The organism is Wolbachia endosymbiont of Nomada ferruginata (genome assembly GCF_001675785.1).
Classification (GTDB): domain Bacteria; phylum Pseudomonadota; class Alphaproteobacteria; order Rickettsiales; family Anaplasmataceae; genus Wolbachia; species Wolbachia pipientis.
The window spans coordinates 1-3,159 of the sequence record NZ_LYUY01000122.1; the positions used below are offsets into that span (position 1 = coordinate 1).

Consider the following 3,159-nt stretch of genomic DNA (forward strand, 5'->3'; position numbering starts at 1 on the left):
AGCTGATCTTACACTAAATGAATGTTTTTGATGAGGTTGCATAGAAGCTGGATTCCAGTGTCAAGCACTGGAATGACACCATTTGCTGTGCAATTTACCTTCAAAAATGAATGTTCGTACAGCTATGCGCGGTATAGATTCCGCTAACTAGTAGCGGAATGACGGTTTTTCAAATTGTTGGTAAATCTAGGTCAGCTTAGCTACAGAAAAAGCTATAGTATTTTTCAAACTAAATAATAAACTTTGTAATTAGGACATTCTGGATTCCAGCGTCACGCGCTGGAATGACAATTGCATTTTTTGCTTTTTTGTCATCGAATACTCCTACTCTTTATATCATCCAAGTGTCCTGACTACTTGGATCCAAGAAATTTAATTGTTTTAAATTTTCCCCTCTATACACCTATTTAAAATTTATGTTATTCACATGTGCAATATAATCTATAATAACGTTTATCAATACAATATATTAAAAAACATTATGAGCTTCGTAAAAGAAAAAAACACCCCTGTGATGGAGCAGTATTTGAACCTGAAAGCTCAATACAAGGATCATCTGCTATTTTATAGGCTAGGAGATTTTTATGAGTTGTTTTTCGATGATGCTATTAAAGCTGCGAAATTGCTGAATATAGTGCTAACCAAGAGAGGCAATTCCAATGGGCAAGAAATACCAATGTGTGGAGTGCCAGCACACAGTAGTGAATCTTACCTACACAAGCTAGTAGATTTAGGATTCAAAGTAGCAATCTGTGACCAATTAGAAACTGCTGATGAAGCAAAAAAGAGGGGCTATAAATCCATAGTAAAACGTGATGTAGTGCGAGTTGTAACTCCAGGTACAATTATAGAAGATTCACTACTGGAGGATAAAAGCAATAATTATCTTGCATCCATAGTTGAACAAAATGACGAATATGCTATTAGTTGGCTTGAATTATCAACGGGAAAATTTTTTCACACTTTAACGAGTTTGAAAGCTCTAGATAGTGATTTATTGCGTATATCACCAAGAGAATTATTAATTTCTGAAAAATTCACTGAGGACGAAAAAATTAGATCGATTTTAAAAAACTATAAAATATCAATTACGCAACACGCACAGAGCTTTTTTGAGTATAGTAAATCTCACAGAACGTTATGCGAGTTTTATAAAATCAGGGAACTTGGGAGTATAGGAAATTTCAGCAAAGTAGAAATCATGGCGTGCGGTGCACTGCTTGAATATGTCAGAGTAACACAAAGGGGCTCTATTCCAAGGCTTGAATTCCCAAAAACCTATAAGCAACAAAATTTCATGCTTATTGATGCTTCAGCAAGGAGAAATCTTGAGTTATTTTCAACTCAATTTGGTGAAAAGAAAGGTTCACTAATTTCAGTTATTGATCACACAGTTACAGCCTCTGGTGGACGCCTGTTAAAACAAATGCTTGCTTCACCACTTGCTTGTTCTAAGGCAATTAACCTAAGGCTCAGCACCGCTCAATTTTTTGTAAATAATCATGATTCACGCAAAAAAATACGAGAGATATTATCTAACATTCCAGATATTGAGAGGTCTTTATCGCGCTTAATACTAGGGCGTGGTTCACCAAAGGATATGAACCTATTAAAAATAGGCCTAGGAAAAACTTTAGAGTTGTCTGAGTTCTTATGTAAAATTGAATCAGGTGAAAATGGATCTCTCCCACAACAATATGTCATCCAAACTGGGATCCAGCCAGCGTCACGCGCTGGAATGACAGTAAAATCAGACGAGAGTGAGCTAAGCACAATACATAAAAGCCTTGGCAATCATAAAGACCTATTTGAACTGCTAAATAGTGCTATACTTGATAATAACCTCAGTTCCGTGAAAGAAGGAGGATTTATTCACTCAAAATACAACTCAGAATTATCTGAGTTATCTTATATATTGAACAACAGTAACAAGTTGGTAACTAAGCTCCGTGAATCTTATCGCGACCTAACTGGCATTGCCGCACTCAAAATATTACACAACAACATACTTGGTTATTACGTTGAAGTGTCGGCAAATCACAAAATAACTTCGGATATATTTATTCATAGGCAAAGCTTAGCAAATAGCATGCGCTACACTACTAATGAATTGAAAGAACTAGAAAATAAAATTCTTACGGCACGTGATGCTGCAATCGGCTTAGAAATGAAAATTTTTAGTGAACTGTGTAGTGAAGTCGCTAAAGAATCTGAAAAAATTGCTCTTGCTGCAAATGCTTTGGCAAAACTTGATATTAGAACCGCATTTGCAGAGCTTGCAGTGCAAAATAATTACGTAAAACCCATTATTGATGACAGCAAAGAGTTCAATATCTGTAGCGGAAGACATCCAGTGGTTGAAGTTAACGATAAATTCATTGCAAATAGCATCAATTTAGCTGGTATACATCTAATTACTGGTCCTAATATGGCTGGAAAAAGCACTTTCTTGAGGCAAAACGCTCTCATTGCAATTTTAGCTCACATGGGGTCATTTGTGCCAGCAGAGAGTGCACATATTGGAGTGATTGACAAGATATTCAGCAGGGTTGGCGCAACGGATAATATAACAGCTGGTTATTCTACCTTCATGGTAGAGATGATCGAAACAGCAACGATAGTAAATCAGGCAACGGACCGTTCCTTGGTGATACTTGATGAAATTGGTAGGGGCACAGGGGTATATGATGGATTATCTATTGCACAGGCGGTGATTGAACATATTCACAATGTAAATAAGTGCCGCGCCATTTTTGCAACTCATTATCATGAATTAACTAAAGTAAGCAAATACTTGAAGAACGCGAAATGTTTTTGTGTAAAAATAAGAGAGTGGAACGGAGAGGTTATTTTTCTACATGAAGTAATTGAAGGCATTGCAGATGAGTCATATGGAATACATGTAGCAAAACTTGCTGGTTTTCCTGATTCTGTTTTAAATAGAGCAAGTGAAGTGTTTGAGGAGCTGAAGGCTTGAATCATTATTATAAGTGAAGAATTACCTATACAATCGTGGTAGTAGCTATAGAAACGAAAAAACTTACTTGACACCCTTCGCCAGCGCCCTTATCATGATAGTGAAGCTATTGTATTTGCTTTCGCCAATCTGCAGATTAAAAGGTAAGGATTACTTAATGTATCGGCGTCTTATGTTCAATT

At 36.4% G+C, this 3,159-nt stretch carries 1 protein-coding gene; it reads left to right on the plus strand.

Annotated elements, in window-relative coordinates:
* Positions 1 to 481: 481 nt before the first annotated feature.
* The gene (gene mutS / locus BA053_RS05780; protein WP_065095027.1) at positions 482 to 2,977 is read left to right on the plus strand and encodes a DNA mismatch repair protein MutS; all 2,496 of its coding nucleotides are present in this window, start codon (positions 482 to 484) and stop codon (positions 2,975 to 2,977) included.
* The last annotated feature ends 182 nt before the right edge of the window (positions 2,978 to 3,159 follow it).